The organism is Streptococcus sp. HMSC071H03, assembly GCF_001813035.1.
Classification (GTDB): domain Bacteria; phylum Bacillota; class Bacilli; order Lactobacillales; family Streptococcaceae; genus Streptococcus; species Streptococcus anginosus.
In genome coordinates this window covers 231119-247206 of the sequence record NZ_KV811162.1, presented here as the reverse complement: position 1 = coordinate 247206, position 16088 = coordinate 231119, and the positions used below count along the sequence as shown (strand labels likewise).

Sequence of the window (16088 nt, the reverse complement as noted above, 5' to 3'; positions counted from 1 at the left end):
TACCTCGAGAGGGGACGGAAACTGTTTTAGGTGTATTCTTACGACCATAACCATTAGTTAATAACCCATGTTACCTCGAGAGGGGACGGAAACTCGCATTTATTCTAGCTTTGTATTCTTCATGAGTGTTAATAACCCATGTCACCTCGAGAGGGGACGGAAACAAGTTAGCAGCCATAGCTCCACCGATGATGTAGTTATGTTAATAACCCATGTTACCTCGAGAGGGGACGGAAACCTTGTAAACAAACCATCTTCGGCTTCATAGTCTCTAAGTTAATAACCCATGTTACCTCGAGAGGGGATTTTTTAGGTGAAATTCATAAGACTACTTGACAACGTTTTCACATTATGCTAATATATTGATTGTAAAGAACAGTTCTGATAGACAGAGAGGGCGCCCTTAAATTGGTGAAAAATACTTTCACCTTTTTGGGCGTTTTTTTAGTAAGGAGGATTAAAAATGTGAAGAAAGTACAATTGCATTTATCAAAGGTTGAAATAAGGGACGATGATCTGGTGGCTAAGTTACAGGGATTTCTCATGAGCCGAATTTCGGCAGATTTTGCGGATTTTCTCCATGAGCAAGAAACAAATCCCTACTCTTTGAATCTATACTCCACGAGAGAAAAAATGATCTGGACGGTTAATCTACTCGCTCAGGAAGCAGAAGAAGAGATATTGCCTCAGCTTTTGGACTTAAAAGAGATTCAGTTGAATACTTACTCAGAATCTATATCTGTAAAGGGACTGGAGATTCAGACTCTCTCGCAACAGAGTTTGCTGGAAGTTTTTCAGGAGGATAATCCTAGTTCTATCGTATATATCCATTTCTATACTCCGACCACCTTTAAACGGCAGGGGAAGTTTGTGCTCTTTCCAGATACGCGCTTGATTTTTCAAAGTCTCATGCAAAAATACAGCAGATTGATAGAAGGAAAATCAGAGATAGAGGAAGAAACTTTACAATTTTTGGCAGACCACAGCCAGATTAGTAGTTATCAGTTGAGAAGCCACTATTTTCCAATTCACGGTCGAAAATACCCTGCCTTTCGAGGCAGGGTGACGATTCGTATTCAAGGAGCATCGTCTTTGAAAGCCTATGCTCATATGCTTTTGAGATTTGGAGAATTTTCAGGAGTTGGCACTAAGTGTAGTTTAGGAATGGGAGGGATGAGAATTGAAGAAAGAAAAGCTTGATTTAATTTACAAGGCTTTGTTTTACAATATCGGTCGTCTAGTCAGTCGCTCGCAGGGTCGATCTGATGGAGAGCCAGCTGAGGGAAAGACTGGCTTCAGAATTGTTTACCACAGCTGAACTTAGAGAATAATGAAAAAATAGCCAAGATTATTGCTCTGGCTGATTCTATTGTCAGAGGTCTACCTGAGCAGAAACAAGTATCCGATGGGCAGTTCTCCCAACCGTTGGCTGATATTTTTAACCGCTTTAAAGCGAAGAAGGAAGGTCTACGCTATCAGAAATTTGAGTTTTTGACAGATGATAGTGAGTTTTCTATTGCTAGTCAGGAGATAACCTCCATTAGTCAGTCAGACTATCAAGAGCTGTTGGAGCAGCTGATAAGAAAACTATGTGACATTTCATTGGAAGAGGAAAGTCTCCCAGCCCTTTTCAATATTTGGCAGAGTCTCTTTTCTACAGTGCCTCTACTTCCCAGTGATAAGGAATTGGGTGACATTTCTCTAGCAGAACACAGCCAGCTTACAGCGGGCTTCGCAGCTGCGATTTATGACTATCTGGAGGATAGTGGTCAGGAGCATCTGCTGGATGATCTGCCTACCTTTGATGGGATACGAAGCTTTTTACTGGCTAGCTTTGATCTGTCAGGAATTCAGGACTTTATCTACAATATTGCCAGTAAGGGAGCGGCTAAGCAGCTCAAGGCTCGTAGCCTCTATCTGGACTTGATGAGCGAGCATATTGTAGACAGTCTTTTGGCCGAGTTGGGTCTGTCCCGAGTCAATGCCCTTTATGTTGGGGGTGGACATGCCTATTTCATCTTGGCCAACACCGAGCAAACCATTGGTCAGCTAGTGAAATTTGAAAAAGCCTTTAACAAGTTCTTTTTGGAACATTTTCAAACAGGTCTCTATGTGGCCTTTGGCTGGAAGTCATTTTCAGCTGCAGATATTATGGTAGATACCTATTCTGGACCTGACTATCTGAAAAACTATCGGGAAATCTACCAAGGTGTCAGTCGTATGATTTCGGAGAAGAAGCTGTCTCGCTATGATGCAGCTAGTCTGCTGCTTTTAAATCAAGGTGGTAGGAGCTCTGAACGCGAGTGTGCCATCTGTCATTCTGTTGAGAAGGTCAAAACAGTCCATTACGGTGAAGGTGAAGAGTATGACTTGTGTACAGTCTGTCAGGAACTGAGCGGTTTTGCCAAAAAGATTGACAGGGATTATTTTCAAATCGTCTCTGACAGTCAGTCTGGTCTGCCTATCGGACCGGGTGCAGTTCTGACATCAGTGGAAAAAGTAGACCTTGGCAAACAGCCGGCTAGACTCTATGTGAAAAATAAGTGGTCAGATGATACAATAGGCACACCAGTCTTTGTCGGTGACTATAACTTTATCAAGGAAGATGGCACAAAGGCTGAGATCTATGACTATGCCGATCTATCGAGAGACAGTCAGACAAAGCAGGGAATTAAACGTCTAGCTGTCGTTCGGCTGGATGTGGATGATTTGGGTGCTGCTTTTATGGCTGGTTTTGCTGGTCAGGAAGATGGACGCTTTTCAACCTTTGCCCGTTCAGCTATCTTTTCACAGAATATGAGCTTGTTCTTCAAGTACTATATTCATCAATTTGCCCGAGGAAAGAAGCTGACTGTTATTTATGCCGGTGGTGATGATGTTTTTGCCATTGGTTCATGGCAGGATATTATTGCCTTTACAGTAGAGCTTCGTCAGCAGTTTCTCAGTTGGACCAATAGGAAACTAACCCTGTCGGCAGGTATTGGTCTTTATCCGGATAAGACACCGATTCACCTTATGGCTCAGGATTCCGGAGATTTGGAAGAAGCGGCTAAGTCGAACGGGAAAGACAGCATCGCGCTCTTTAAACAAAATTTCACATTTAAGTTTGACCAGTTTATCGAAGGTGTCTATCAAAGCAAGCTGGTGCAGCTTCGCAAGTATTTTAAATCACAGGATGAGAGAGGCAAAGCTTTTATCTATCGTTTGATTAAGCTTCTGAGAGCCTATGATAAGTTGAATACAGCCCGTCTGGCTTATCTGCTGGCTCGCTTGGAAGACGCTGCTTCCAAGGAGGAAAAAGAAAAGTTCAAAGAATTTAAAAACATTTTCTGGGCTTGGTATACAGGCGGTGAACAAGAACGACAAGAAGCTGAAATGGCACTCTTACTCTATATTTATGAAATTAGAAAGGATTAAGGAATGGCAATTTTAACAGATGACAACTATGTGGACAAGGCTGAGGCGGCAATCAAATCATTAAAAAGAAATAATCGGGATAGGAGAAATCCTGATGCCTTCTTGCTGACTACCAGCAAGATTCGCCACTTGCTGAGTTTGACAAGTGCATTGTTTGATGAAAGCAATGTAAAAGGCTACCCCGACCTGCAGGATAAGATTGCTTATCTGCGAGTTCAGTTCGTCTATCAGTCAGGTCGAGAATTTGCAGTAAAAGATTTGGTTCAGCAGGCTCAGATACTAGAAGCTCTCAAAGAAGTCTCTAATAAGGAAACGCTGCAGCGTTTCTGTCGCTATATGGAAGCCTTGGTTGCCTATTTTAAATTCTATGGAGGGAAAGATTAATATGACATACGCAAAAGTGAAAATTACTGCTCAGATTCGCTTGGAAACAGGCTTGCACATCGGTACCAGCAACGCCTTTGCAGCTATTGGAGCCACGGACTCTCCTGTTATCAAAGATCCAATCACCAATCTTCCAATTATTCCTGGTTCCAGTATCAAGGGAAAAATGAGAACCCTCCTGGCTCGTGTTTATAATGATAAACTCGCTAAGTCTCCTAAAGAAGACGGAGAAGTACTCAGCCGTCTCTTCGGAAATCACGATTCAAAAGATTATAAAATCGGCCGCCTCATCTTCCGTGATGCCTTTCTCCTGAACAAAGATGACCTTGATGCCAAGGGGGCCAAGAGTTATACTGAGGTCAAATTTGAAAATACCATCGACCGAATTACTGCAGTAGCCAATCCACGGCAGATTGAACGCGCTATCCGGGAGAGTCGCTTTGGTTTCGAGTTGATTTATGAAATCAATGACAAGTCTGCGGGTGAGGTTAACGAGGATATTCAGGCTATTGTTGACGGTTTGAAGCTCTTGGAGCTTGATTATCTGGGCGGTTCTGGAAGTCGCGGATACGGTAAAGTTGTCTTTGAAGACCTTCAGGCTCAGACAGTCTTTGGTCAGTATGATGAAGGTCAGTTGAATCAATTATTAAAAACGGAGGTCTGATATGACCTACAAGATGTATATGATGGATTTCCAATCCGCTCATTTTGGAAGTGGGAAACTGGATACTGCCAGTCTGACCTTTTCTGCCGATCGCCTTTTTTCCGCCTTGGTCTTAGAGGCCATTAAAGCGGATAAGCTGGATGATTTTCTTGAGCTGGCAAATCGGGAGAGCTTTGTACTATCAGATGCCTTTCCCTATAAAGGAGAAGCCTTTCTGCCTAAGCCAATCGGCTATCCAAGTCTGGACAAGTTACCTCAGGATTTGGATGTTCAGGAAATGCGCCAGCAGGCTAAAAAATCAAAAAAATTAAACTATATTAGTCTGTCAGACTTTGAGAACTTTCTAAATGGTCACAGTTTGGAAGCGAAAGTTTGTGCAAAATCCAGTCTTGTTACCAAGAATCAGCCTCTGAAAGAGGGTGGTTTGTTTCAGGTTGGGACAAAGACTTATGCCAAAGACAGCAAACTCTATGTGATTGCTGAGCAAAGCCAACTCTTTGATCTTTTGATGACCGGGCTGCAGTATTCTGGTATTGGAGGTAAGAGAAGCAGTGGTTACGGTCACTTTGATTTAGAAATTCATGATTTGCCGAGTGACTTGGCCCGAAAACTGACCCAATCATTAGATCGGGAGGTCATGCTTTTGACAAGCGCCTTGCCGGTAGATGATGAATTGGAAGCTGCCATGGCCGGAAGTAAGTACCTGTTGACTAAATCAAGCGGATTTGCCTTTAGCACGAGCGAAGCATCCAACTATCGTAAGCAGGACCTGTATAAGTTTAAGGTGGGATCGACTTTCTCTGAAACTTTCAGAGGACAGATAGTTGATGTCCGACCAAAAGGTTTCCCGCATCCTGTGTTAAACTTTGCCAAACCGCTATTTTACAAACTGGAGGTCTAGGATGAAGAGTGATTACAAAACATTTAAATTCACGCTGCGTACCATGGCTCCGGTTCATATCGGAAGTGGAGAAAAGTACACCAGCCAGGAGTTTATTTATGAAAATGACAGCTTTTATTTCCCGGATATGGGAAAATTCTATGCTAGTATGGTAGCCAAAGGTTTGGACCGTAGATTTGAAGCCTTTCTGATGGAGTATGGGGCGAGAGCTGTCAATAATCGTCTGGTCTCTTTTGCTGATGACAACCGCATTAAAGACAGAAACTTTGGTGGTTACAAGATTAAAGAAAGTGGTTATGAAAATGATAAATCTAGTCTAGGAACTCTCAATGAGATTTACAAGATTGTCCGCGATGGTTTTGGTCAGCCCTATATTCCCGGCTCCAGTCTCAAAGGGGCTATTCGTACCATTCTCTTAAATACCCATCCCGAATGGAAAGATGCTGATTTTGTGACTGGACATAGGGGAAAAGAAAAGGAAGATAAAACTGTCATCTCTTGGGGGGCAAAATCTGGTAAAGATTTCGACGATCTTTTTAACGAAATTCGGGTCAGCGACAGTCAGTCCCTTAAGATCAATGGGATTGATTTTAAGAATGAAGACATCATTCTGGTTCAAAAACTGGACAAGTCCAGTAAAGAATCAGGAGATAAGCTACGGGCTCTTCCTCTCTATCGGGAGGCTCTTCCTCCCTTCACTGTAGCAGAATTTACCATTACTACTACAACTGAAAGAGCAGCCAGCATGATAAGAAGTTTGGACCAGCTTTCCTTTGATTTCTACAATAGCTACAAAGACTTCTTTTTGGACGGTTTTTCTGAAAGATACATTCAGGATAATGTCCAATATCCTATCTATCTAGGGGCCGGCAGTGGATCCTGGACAAAGACCATTTTCAGACAAGCTGATGGGATTTTACAAAAGAGATACGAACGCTTAAAAACAAAGATGATTGGGAAAGGCGTACTTAAACTGACTAGAGCTGAAAATAAATCATTTTCTGTCAAAGGACAGGTGAGAAAGTTGGTCAAAAATAATGAAAATCTGTATGAAATGGGTAAGGCCAATTTCATTATTCAGGAGGTAAAAGTGTGAAAATAGTAATTTCGACAGTTGGAGATACAGATCCCATTCGGGCTTTTCATGATGGCTCCCTACTTCATAGCGTAAGGAAGTATCGTCCCGATAAGGTTATTATTTTGCATTCTGAACGTACAGTTGAAAGGAACGACAGGATTACTCAAGCCATTCAGTCTATATCTGAGGATTATCATCCTGAAATTTTTCCGCATCCCTCAGTATTTCCAAATTCAGAAGTATTTCTTTTTGATGTCATGTACGACCAAATCTGGAAAATTCTTCAGGAATATCTAAATACAGGAGATGAGTTCATTTTAAACTTGTCCAGCGGAACGCCTCAGATGAAAGCTGCTTTGTTCATCCTAAATCGCCTTAATGACATCAATGTCAAGGCCGTTCAGGTGGTAAATCCTGTTAATGCGTCTAATGAAGGTCTCGGGCATGATAATGAGGAGGATATTGCTGAATTGATTGAGACCAACGAAGACAATAATCCTGACTTTGTGGATCGTACAGTCGAAGATCAATCGGAGAAGTTTAAACAATCTATCTTAAAGCGTACTGCTCGCACTCTGATTGAGAATCATGACTACAAGGCTGCTTTAGAAGTGATTCAGCAACTGGCTGCTACCACTCAGTTGAAAAGGGTCAGGGAAGAACTGAGCAATCTAGTAACCGCCCTTAATATTCAGGATATCCCAAAGCGACTGGCCAAAAGGAAACTGGGTGAAACAGAGAAGAAGGTTTTAAATGCTTACCTGACCATTGACCTGCAGGTCAAAAGAGGAAATGTGATGGAGTGCTTTATTCGTACCAAGTCCTTGGCTGAGTTTATGCTGGAGGATTACATCCAAAGACATTATCCTCAGGAACTACAGGATATTGAAGAGGATGAGCTTAAATATCTGTCTATCTGGGATTTCAGAAAAATTCTTAAAAAGAGACAGGAATGGCAGCTCTTAAAACAGATTAAACCTATTTTGGATCTGAATGAGTCCAGAAATGCAGTTGCACACAGTCTTAATCCCCTGAAAGAAGAAGATGTTAAACTTTTGGGGGCTGCCCAGAAATCTCTGAAAGACCTGATTCAGGACTGGTATTCTTTTGATAGGAAACTATTTGCCTTTTACGATGAAATGAACAAGAAATTATTAGAAGATTTAAGTTAGGACGATAAGATGAAAATTTTAATCTCTGCTGTCGGGACCACCGACCCTATTACAAAAAATCACGACGGAGCCCTCTTGCATTTGTGCCGTATTTACCGACCGAACAAGGTAGTCTTGATTTACAGTGAGGAAATGCTGGTAAAAAAAGACCGGATTCAAGCAGCTTTGCAGTCTATTGACGGCTACAATCCGGAAATTATGATTGACCCAACAATCCTTAAAAATGATGAAGTCTATGTTTTTGACAAAATGTACGCAGAAATCACTCAGATTATTGAGCGTTATCTGAGCGATGAGGATGAACTGATTTTGAACCTTTCGTCTGCTACACCGCAGATTATTTCCGCCATGTTTGCGGTCAATCGCATCAATAATTACAACATTCGGGCGGTGCAGGTGGCTACTCCTGAAAAATCAGCCAACAGACCTTTTAATCCAGCCACAGAACTACCGATTGAGGAATTGATTGATAGCAATAAAGACAATCAGGAAGATTTTGAAAATCGCAGTTTAGAAGACCAGTCTGAAAAGTTCAATCAGTCTCTAGTCAAACGCTATCTGTGTCAGTTAATTAAGCGTTATGATTATGCGGCTGCCTTGGCTATCTTGCAGGAAAAAAATAATAAGATCCTTTCTAAATCGCAAAGAGCCAAGGCATGCAATATTTTAAATAATTTTACCGATGTTTTTGAAAAGCAGGCCATTTTGCAGGATTTGGCTCGGGAAGGGGATAGCCAAGAGGCTGTTAAAGCTCTCAACTATTACCTGATGATTGATATTTTAAATCGCCGGGGTCAAATCGCTGATGTGCTCATCAAGGCGAAGTCTTTGGCAGAGTATATCTTGGAAGAAAAAATCCAATCCGAACATCCGGGCTTAATCGTCAGAAAGGAAAATCTTCCCAAGCTAAACCTGTCGCACCCAGATGCCGATGCTATCATTGACTATCTGGAGCATGAGATGAAGAAGGAGCGTGGGAGTGAAAGCAAGGAAAGAGTCTATAACAAGACTTCTACTTTGAACCTTTTGTCTTTTAGCAATATTTTGGAATTTTATCAGGCGGAAGAGTCTTTACTGGAAAGTATCAAATTAGTGAAGAGTTTCAACGGGGAAAGAAATCGTCTAGCGCATGGTCTCGCTGAAATCGATAAAAAGGCAATTAGCTCAAAAAGATTGCGCGCCTTGTTGGGAACATTAAAGGATATCCTCCAGTCCAACTATGATATTAGAGAAGAACGATTCTCCTATTACGATGTTAAGAATGAGGAGTTACTTAAACTGCTCAAGTAGCTCTCAGTTCTTCCTTTTTGGTTCAAAATATGTTATAATCAAAGAAGTTTCCACTTTTGGGCTGTTAAAACAAGATATGGTGGTTTTCTGGTATTTATGTACAAAATATAGGGTTAGTAACCCATATTACCTCGAGAGGGGACGGAAACACAATTAGTAGAACATCTTGTAAACTGTTTTCGTTAGTAACCCATATTACCTCGAGAGGGGACGGAAACTGTCTGTCCTACCAGTCAATGAAAGCCCTACTTTGTTAGTAACCCATATTACCTCGAGAGGGGACGGAAACAAGAAATTCTAATACGGTAACAGTGGTAACGCCAGGTTAGTAACCCATATTACCTCGAGAGGGGACGGAAACCAGGTTTTCATACCCTCAACAATGGCAGGTAATGCGTTAGTAACCCATATTACCTCGAGAGGGGACGGAAACAATATAATGAATCAATTTTCCCGTATTCTTATCTTGTTAGTAACCCATATTACCTCGAGAGGGGACGGAAACTTTGATTGTCGTTTGGAACTAATCGTTCTAAGTTTTTGTTAGTAACCCATATTACCTCGAGAGGGGACGGAAACTGTCTGTCCTACCAGTCAATGAAAGCCCTACTTTGTTAGTAACCCATATTACCTCGAGAGGGGACGGAAACAATATAATGAATCAATTTTCCCGTATTCTTATCTTGTTAGTAACCCATATTACCTCGAGAGGGGACGGAAACCTATAAGGTCTAATACAGTCATAAGATGTTTTAAAATGTTAGTAACCCATATTACCTCGAGAGGGGACGGAAACACAATTAGTAGAACATCTTGTAAACTGTTTTCGTTAGTAACCCATATTACCTCGAGAGGGGACGGAAACAATATAATGAATCAATTTTCCCGTATTCTTATCTTGTTAGTAACCCATATTACCTCGAGAGGGGACGGAAACTAAGGACACGTGGTTCAATAAATGATAGCATATTGTTAGTAACCCATATTACCTCGAGAGGGGACGGAAACTCTCTTTACCTTGCAACTTACGGACTTTAATATCCGGTTAGTAACCCATATTACCTCGAGAGGGGACAAAATAGATAAAAATCGCTCTAGTGGGCGCTTTTTGTTATTTTGAAGTTCAAAAGTTCTTGAGGCAAAATGTCTCTTAGAAGTTTGAATTGCAAAAGAAAACAAAGGCTGTCTATTTTTTGTAAAAAACCCGAAATTTTAGTATAATGAAAAGACTAGAAGTATGAGGTAATGCCTATGGAAATGAAGCAAATTAGTGATACAACGATTAAAATCACAATAAAATTAGAGGATTTAGAGGAACGTGGGATGGAAATGGCAGATTTTCTAGTCCCACAAGAAAAAACAGAAGAGTTTTTCTATGCGATTTTAGATGAGTTGGAAATGCCAGAGAGCTTTTTAGATAGCGGCATGCTCAGTTTTCGTGTGACACCAAAGCCCGACCGATTGGATGTCTTTGTCACCAAGTCTAAGATTGATAAGAATCTGAACTTCGATGATTTGGCAGATTTGCCAGATGTAGAAGAGCTGTCTCAAATGTCTCCTGATGAATTTTTAAAGACATTAGAAAAAAATATTTTTGAGAAAAGTAAAGACGATATGGAGGCTGTTCGTTCTTTGGAAACGGCGGAAGCAGACGATAACACAAGCACTTCTGATATGGAGTCAGAGGAAAATAGTGACGAACTAACGCAGAAATATATTTATTACATTTTGAAATTTTCTAGCCTGAAAGAAGCAATTGTTTTTTCTAAGACAGTAGATTATGCTGTCAATACTTCGGAGTTGTACAAAATGGACGACCACTATTATTTGACAATCTTGGTTGATATTGAAGGGCGTCCAAAGCGTTATCCAGCTTGGCTCCTGGCTTTGATGCGTGAGCATGCAGAGGATACGGATGTGACAAGAGCTGTTTTGCAAGAACACGGTTACTTATTGCTTGTCAACGAGGCGGTTGCCAGTCTTCAAAAGGTTAAATGCTTATGATTCCCTTCCCTTTAAAATTCATTTTGGTGTTGCTTGGAACCTTTTTCATCGGTGTGATTCTCACGCCTTTGGTGCGTCTATTGGCATTTAAAATAGGTGCGGTTGATTATCCAAATGCTCGGAGAATCAACAAAAAGCCGATGCCAAGCAGCGGCGGTTTAGCTATTGTCATTGCTTTTTCGGTTGCTACGCTTGTTTTTATGCCGATGATTGTGCAGGCAACCTTTCATGGAAAAAGTTATTTTGATTATATTTGGCCTGTTGTCTTAGGAGGCGGCATCATTGCCTTAACAGGCCTTATTGATGATGTGAAAGAGTTGAAGCCTTTAGCAAAGATGTCAGGAATTGTGTTGGCTGCCAGTTTGATTTGGTTATTGACGGATTTTCGTTTGAATCATTTTAAAATCCCTTTTGGTGGGTCGCTGCTGCACTTTGCTCCTTGGTTGTCTTTCATTTTAACCGTTATCTGGATTATTTCGATTACCAATGCCGTTAATTTGATTGACGGGTTGGACGGATTAGTGAGTGGTGTATCCATTATTTCGCTGGTGACAATGGGGATTGTTTCCTACTTTTTCTTGCCAGATCACAATGTTTTTCTAACCTTAACTATTTTTGTCTTGGTCATGTCTATCGCAGGATTTTTCCCTTACAATTACCACCCCGCTATTATTTATCTGGGAGATACAGGAGCGCTGTTTATCGGTTTTATGATTGCGGTTTTGTCATTGCAAGGCTTGAAAAATGCGACAGCTGTCGCTGTGATTACTCCGATGATTATTCTGGGAGTGCCGATTACAGATACATTTTTAGCGATTGTGCGTAGAACTTTATCTGGACAAAAATTTTATACCCCCGATAAACGTCATCTTCATCACCGCCTGCTCTCTTTAGGCTTGACCCACCGTGGGACAGTTTTGGTTATTTATGGCATTTCTATGATTTTTGCCATGATTTCTCTTTTGCTAAATGTTTCGAGCCGTATCGGTGGGACGCTGTTAATTATTGGACTACTTTTTGGAGTGGAACTTTTGGTAGAACTAATTGGTGTTCTGGGTCCAAATCGAACACCGCTACTCAATATCCTTCGTTTTATCGGAAATTCTGCTTATCGAGAAGAAATTCGTACAAAATTCAGAAATAGAAGAAAGAAATAGAATCTTAAATTAAAACAAAATAAAAGCCTTTTTGGCTTTTTTTTGCTATACTTATAAGGTATATTATGGTTACAAAGAAAGGAAAATTTACCATGTCTGTCTTAGAAATCAAGGATCTCCACGTAGAAATCGAAGGAAAGGAAATTTTAAAAGGAGTTAATCTGACTCTTAAAACAGGAGAAGTAGCCGCCATTATGGGGCCAAACGGTACGGGAAAATCCACCTTATCAGCAGCGATTATGGGAAATCCAAATTACAAGGTAACCGAAGGGGAAGTTCTCTTTGACGGTGTCAATATTTTAGAATTGGATGTGGACGAACGAGCTCGCATGGGGCTTTTTCTTGCTATGCAGTATCCAAGTGAAATTCCAGGCATTACCAATGCAGAATTTTTGCGTGCAGCTATGAATGCAAGTAAAGAAGACGACGAAAAAATTTCTGTTCGTGATTTCATCATGAAATTGGACGAAAAAATGGAATTGCTGAATATGAAAGAGGAAATGGCCGAGCGTTATCTGAATGAAGGCTTTTCTGGCGGTGAAAAGAAACGCAATGAAATCTTGCAATTGTTGATGCTAGAGCCAACTTTTGCGCTACTGGATGAAATTGACTCTGGACTAGATATTGATGCACTGAAAGTGGTGTCTAAGGGCGTCAATGCTATGCGTGGTGAACATTTTGGTGCTATGATTATTACGCACTATCAACGTCTGTTGAATTATATTACGCCTGATGTGGTCCATATCATGATGGATGGGCGTGTAGTTGCTTCTGGTGGTCCGGAATTAGCTGTTCGTTTGGAGCAGGAAGGTTATGCCAAATTGGCTGAAGAACTTGGTTTTGATTACCAAGAAGAAGTCTAGTCAACCTTTCTTTTTACTTAGAAAAGATAGGAGAATGAAATGACAAAAGAAACCATTAAACATTTTTCACAAATGCATGCGGAGCCTGAGTGGTTGGCAAATCTCCGTCAAGCTGCCTTTGATAAAATAGATAAGTTGGAACTGCCTGTTATTGAGCGGGTGAAATTTCACCGCTGGAATTTGGGAGACGGCACGCTGTCAGAAAGTGAGGTTCTTGCAAATGTGCCTGATTTTACAGCACTGAATGACCATTTGACATTGGTTCAGGTTGGGACGCAGACTGCTTTAGAGCAATTGCCGGCTGACTTGGCGGAGCAGGGTGTCATCTTCACAGACTTTTATTCTGCTCTTGAGGAAATTCCAGAAATCATTGAGAAACATTTTATGTCTGCTGTTAAATATGACGAAGATAAGCTAGCAGCTTACCATACAGCTTATTTCAATAGTGGAGCGGTGCTCTATATTCCAGATAATGTTGAAATCAATCAGCCCATTGAAGGCATTTTTTACCAAGATAGTGAAAGTGATGTGCCATTTAACAAGCATATCCTGATTATCGCAGGGAAGCATTCCAAGTTTACCTATTTGGAGCGTCTGGAGACCTATGGCTCTGGGACTGTTCCCGTGACTGCTAATATCACGGTGGAAGTGATTGCACAGGCTGGTGCTCAGATTAAGTTTTCAGCTATTGACCGTCTGGGGGGAAATGTGACCGCCTATATCAGTCGTCGGGGTAAGTTAGACGATGATTCAATGATTGACTGGGCAATCGGGGTCATGAATGAAGGCGATGTGATTGCTGATTTTGACAGTGATTTGTTTGGTCGTGGCAGTCATGCGGATATGAAAGTGGTGGCTCTCTCTCGTGGTAGACAGATACAAGGGATTGACAGTCGTGTCACCAACTACGGTTGCAATTCGATTGGTAATATCCTCCAACATGGAGTGATTTTGGAAAAGGGAACGTTGACTTTTAACGGAATCGGTCACATTATCAAGGGAGCCAAGGGAGCAGATGCTCAACAGGAAAGTCGAGTGCTCATGTTGTCTGATAAAGCACGTTCAGATGCTAATCCTATTCTTTTGATTGATGAAAATGATGTGACAGCAGGGCATGCGGCGTCTATCGGTCAGGTGGATCCAGAAGATATGTACTATCTCATGAGTCGGGGACTGGATAAGGCGACTGCGGAACGTTTAGTTGTGCGTGGCTTCTTAGGCTCTGTTATCGTTGAAATTCCAGTCAAAGAAGTGCGTGCTGAGATGATTGAAAATATTGATGAAATTTTGGCTAAGAAGTAAGAGATAGGAAAAGAAATGTCTAAACTTGATGTAGAAGCTGTTCGGAAGGACTTTCCAATTTTGAATCAAATTGTCAATGATGAGCCACTAGTCTATTTGGACAATGCAGCAACGACCCAAAAGCCAAGGCAGGTTTTAAGAGCGATTACGGATTATTACGAAAATGATAATGCCAATGTTCATCGTGGTGTTCATACACTAGCAGAACGGGCAACGGCAGCTTATGAAGCTGCGCGGGAACGAGCGCGCTCCTTTATCCATGCCGCTTCAACGAAAGAAGTTCTCTTTACGAGAGGAACGACAACGGGACTCAATTGGGTAGCGCGTTATGCCGAAAGTGTCTTGCAGCCAGGCGACGAAGTGCTGATTTCCGTTATGGAGCACCATTCCAATATCATTCCTTGGCAGGAAGCCTGTAAGGAAACAGGTGCTAGATTGATTTATGCTTATCTGAAAGACGGTATGTTAGACCTCGCTGACTTTCAGTCGAAATTGACTGAAAAGACGCGATTTGTTGCTTTGGCGCATGTTTCTAATGTACTAGGTGTGGTGAATCCCATAAAAGAAATAGCAGAGTTAGTGCACCAGACAAATGCTCTTTTAGTGGTGGACGGAGCTCAATCAGTTCCTCACATGAAGATTGATGTACAAGACTTGGACGTTGATTTCTTTGCATTTTCGGGTCACAAGATGCTAGGTCCGACTGGTATCGGTGTTCTCTATGGCAAAGAAGAGCTACTTGAGCAAATGTCGCCTGTCGAATTTGGTGGGGAAATGATTGATTTTGTCTATGAACAAGAAGCGACATGGAAAGAGTTGCCTTGGAAGTTTGAAGCAGGCACACCCAATATAGCTGGTGCTATAGGTCTAGCTGCCGCCATTGACTATCTGGACAAGATTGGAATGGAAACAGTTCATCAGTATGAGCAGGAATTGATAGCTTATGTATTTCCAAAATTACAAGCTGTTGAGGGGCTTACCATTTATGGTTCGGAGGACTTGACTCAGCGGTCAGGTGTTATTTCCTTTAATCTAGCTGGGCTTCACCCTCATGATGTAGCAACAGCTCTGGACTATGAAGGCGTGGCTGTACGGGCTGGACATCACTGTGCTCAACCTTTGTTGAGTTACCTAGGAGTGTCAGCGACTGTTCGAGCTAGTTTTTATCTATATAATACCAAAGCAGATTGCGACAAGCTTGTTGAAGCTTTGCAGAAAACAAAGGAGTTTTTCGATGGCACTTTCTAAACTAAATAGCCTTTATAAAGCAGTTGTGACGGACCATTCAGCTCACCCTCATCATCAAGGTCGATTGGAGGGTGTAGAACAAGTTAGTCTCAACAATCCTACGTGCGGTGATGTCATCAGCCTGTCGGTTCAATTTGATGAGCAGGGCATGATTGAAGATATTGCCTTTGTGAATTCTGGCTGCAGTATTTCTACAGCTTCAGCCAGTATGATGACGGATGTAGTCCTAGGGAAGACGAAGGATGAAGCGCTAGCTTTGGCAGAAATTTTTTCTCAAATGGTGCAAGGTAAGGACGATGAGCAGCAAAAGGAACTAGGAGACGCAGCTTTTTTAGCTGGTGTTGCTAAGTTCCCTCAACGCATCAAATGCTCAACCTTAGGTTGGAACGCTCTTAAAAAGGCGATTGAGGAAGCTGGAAATTCTGAAAAGTTGAGTAAATGAAGCTAAAATAAATAAGCTGAGACAAAAGTGCTCAGCTTTCTTTGTTTATATCGTTAGCATTACAGACGCAGTAGCTAATTACTCAAAGCACTGCGTTGAGGTTACGGATAGAGCTTGAAAAGCAAGTCTCAAGGCGATTCGCTTTTCAAGCTTGGAAGAGTACTTT

Annotated in this window: 13 protein-coding genes, 1 pseudogene and 1 CRISPR repeat array; all 14 genes and pseudogenes read left to right on the top strand. The window is 41.5% G+C overall.

The features are described from left to right. Positions 1 to 465: 465 nt before the first annotated feature. The 14 genes and pseudogenes from cas6 to sufU all read left to right on the top strand — a co-directional run bounded on the left by cas6 (position 466) and on the right by sufU (position 15922). Positions 466 to 1200 carry a CRISPR-associated endoribonuclease Cas6 gene (cas6, locus tag HMPREF2887_RS06300; protein WP_070836499.1) on the top strand — a complete coding sequence of 245 codons (735 nt, stop codon included), beginning with the start codon at positions 466 to 468 and terminating at the stop codon, positions 1198 to 1200. Continuing rightward, positions 1181 to 3417, top strand: a pseudogene (gene cas10, locus HMPREF2887_RS06295) (type III-A CRISPR-associated protein Cas10/Csm1). The gene cas6 and the pseudogene cas10 overlap by 20 nt, the downstream one beginning before the upstream one ends. A gap of 3 nt (positions 3418 to 3420) precedes the next feature. Then, entirely contained in the window at positions 3421 to 3801 is a 381-nt protein-coding gene (gene csm2, locus HMPREF2887_RS06290; protein ID WP_022527060.1) for a type III-A CRISPR-associated protein Csm2, read from the top strand. 1 nt (position 3802) lies between these two features. Then, positions 3803 to 4465, top strand: a complete 663-nt coding sequence (gene csm3, locus HMPREF2887_RS06285) for a type III-A CRISPR-associated RAMP protein Csm3 (RefSeq protein WP_070836497.1) — start codon at positions 3803 to 3805, stop codon at positions 4463 to 4465. A gap of 1 nt (position 4466) precedes the next feature. After that, positions 4467 to 5366: a type III-A CRISPR-associated RAMP protein Csm4 gene (csm4, locus tag HMPREF2887_RS06280; RefSeq protein WP_070836496.1), complete on the top strand. Its 900-nt coding sequence runs from the start codon at positions 4467 to 4469 to the stop codon at positions 5364 to 5366. A 1-nt stretch (position 5367) separates the two neighbouring features. Further along, positions 5368 to 6462 carry a type III-A CRISPR-associated RAMP protein Csm5 gene (gene csm5, locus HMPREF2887_RS06275; protein ID WP_070836495.1) on the top strand — a complete coding sequence of 365 codons (1095 nt, stop codon included), beginning with the start codon at positions 5368 to 5370 and terminating at the stop codon, positions 6460 to 6462. Further along, complete coding sequence (gene csm6 / locus HMPREF2887_RS06270; protein WP_084740930.1) at positions 6459 to 7616, top strand: type III-A CRISPR-associated CARF protein Csm6; 1158 nt, start codon at positions 6459 to 6461, stop codon at positions 7614 to 7616. The genes csm5 and csm6 (HMPREF2887_RS06270) overlap by 4 nt, the downstream gene beginning before the upstream one ends. Before the next feature lie 9 nt (positions 7617 to 7625). Beyond that, positions 7626 to 8906 (top strand): type III-A CRISPR-associated CARF protein Csm6, encoded by a 1281-nt coding sequence (csm6, locus tag HMPREF2887_RS06265; RefSeq protein ID WP_084740928.1) that lies wholly within the window; start codon positions 7626 to 7628, stop codon positions 8904 to 8906. 112 nt (positions 8907 to 9018) lie between these two features. Beyond that, positions 9019 to 9987: direct repeats of the CRISPR family, unit length 37 nt; unit sequence GTTAGTAACCCATATTACCTCGAGAGGGGACGGAAAC. A 170-nt stretch (positions 9988 to 10157) separates the two neighbouring features. Then, positions 10158 to 10910, top strand: a complete 753-nt coding sequence (mecA, locus tag HMPREF2887_RS06260) for an adaptor protein MecA (RefSeq protein WP_021001304.1) — start codon at positions 10158 to 10160, stop codon at positions 10908 to 10910. Further along, positions 10901 to 12067, top strand: a complete 1167-nt coding sequence (locus HMPREF2887_RS06255) for a glycosyltransferase family 4 protein (protein ID WP_041783991.1) — start codon at positions 10901 to 10903, stop codon at positions 12065 to 12067. The genes mecA and HMPREF2887_RS06255 overlap by 10 nt, the downstream gene beginning before the upstream one ends. Positions 12068 to 12159: 92 nt before the next feature. Next, a complete protein-coding gene (sufC, locus tag HMPREF2887_RS06250; protein WP_041783992.1) occupies positions 12160 to 12930 on the top strand; it encodes a Fe-S cluster assembly ATPase SufC in 771 nt (256 codons plus the stop codon). Between the two features lie 39 nt (positions 12931 to 12969). Continuing rightward, on the top strand, positions 12970 to 14232 hold the full coding sequence (sufD, locus tag HMPREF2887_RS06245; RefSeq protein WP_021001307.1) for a Fe-S cluster assembly protein SufD: 1263 nt from the start codon (positions 12970 to 12972) through the stop codon (positions 14230 to 14232). A 15-nt stretch (positions 14233 to 14247) separates the two neighbouring features. Further along, the gene (locus HMPREF2887_RS06240; RefSeq protein WP_021001308.1) at positions 14248 to 15480 is read left to right on the top strand and encodes a cysteine desulfurase; all 1233 of its coding nucleotides are present in this window, start codon (positions 14248 to 14250) and stop codon (positions 15478 to 15480) included. Beyond that, positions 15467 to 15922 (top strand): Fe-S cluster assembly sulfur transfer protein SufU, encoded by a 456-nt coding sequence (gene sufU / locus HMPREF2887_RS06235; RefSeq protein WP_003025879.1) that lies wholly within the window; start codon positions 15467 to 15469, stop codon positions 15920 to 15922. Before HMPREF2887_RS06240 ends, sufU begins: the two co-directional genes overlap by 14 nt. The last annotated feature ends 166 nt before the right edge of the window (positions 15923 to 16088 follow it).

Coding starts and splice junctions, on each gene's coding strand:
- sufC (WP_041783992.1), top strand. CDS start 12,160: ATGTCTGTCTTAGAAATCAAGGATCTCCACGTAGAAATCGAAGGAAAG.
- sufU (WP_003025879.1), top strand. CDS start 15,467: ATGGCACTTTCTAAACTAAATAGCCTTTATAAAGCAGTTGTGACGGAC.
- csm5 (WP_070836495.1), top strand. CDS start 5,368: ATGAAGAGTGATTACAAAACATTTAAATTCACGCTGCGTACCATGGCT.
- csm2 (WP_022527060.1), top strand. CDS start 3,421: ATGGCAATTTTAACAGATGACAACTATGTGGACAAGGCTGAGGCGGCA.
- csm6 (WP_084740928.1), top strand. CDS start 7,626: ATGAAAATTTTAATCTCTGCTGTCGGGACCACCGACCCTATTACAAAA.
- csm3 (WP_070836497.1), top strand. CDS start 3,803: ATGACATACGCAAAAGTGAAAATTACTGCTCAGATTCGCTTGGAAACA.
- sufD (WP_021001307.1), top strand. CDS start 12,970: ATGACAAAAGAAACCATTAAACATTTTTCACAAATGCATGCGGAGCCT.
- HMPREF2887_RS06255 (WP_041783991.1), top strand. CDS start 10,901: ATGCTTATGATTCCCTTCCCTTTAAAATTCATTTTGGTGTTGCTTGGA.
- mecA (WP_021001304.1), top strand. CDS start 10,158: ATGGAAATGAAGCAAATTAGTGATACAACGATTAAAATCACAATAAAA.
- csm4 (WP_070836496.1), top strand. CDS start 4,467: ATGACCTACAAGATGTATATGATGGATTTCCAATCCGCTCATTTTGGA.
- HMPREF2887_RS06240 (WP_021001308.1), top strand. CDS start 14,248: ATGTCTAAACTTGATGTAGAAGCTGTTCGGAAGGACTTTCCAATTTTG.